The organism is Microbacterium sp. ZXX196 (genome assembly GCF_009709595.1).
GTDB classification, from domain to species: domain Bacteria; phylum Actinomycetota; class Actinomycetes; order Actinomycetales; family Microbacteriaceae; genus Microbacterium; species Microbacterium excoecariae.
The window spans coordinates 1-267 of record NZ_WMEE01000228.1 but is presented as its reverse complement, the minus strand read 5'-3'; the positions used below and the strand labels follow the sequence as shown (position 1 = coordinate 267).

The 267-nt window shown below is 72.7% G+C and carries 1 pseudogene; it reads left to right on the top strand.

The features are described 5' to 3' along the window. Window positions 1–267: pseudogene (locus GJQ66_RS12855) on the top strand (hypothetical protein); the annotation flags it as partial.

Here is a 267-nt window from a genome sequence, read left to right as displayed (position 1 = left end):
CGAGGCCGACCTGGGGCTGGTATACGACTACAGCCTCGTCCCCCGGACGTTTCCCGACGAGGTCACCACCCGGGAGCTGGGTGACGAGCCGATGCTGCTGATCCGCCCGACGGGCGACGGCGCCCGCCCCGGCCCGGCCCACGCCGAGGTGCGCGCCCTGGCGGGAACCCCCTGGATCACCAACTCCCGCGGCAGCGCCGACGACGAGCTCGCACTGCGCATGTGCGCGATCTGCGGGTTCGTCCCACGGATCCACCACCGCATCGA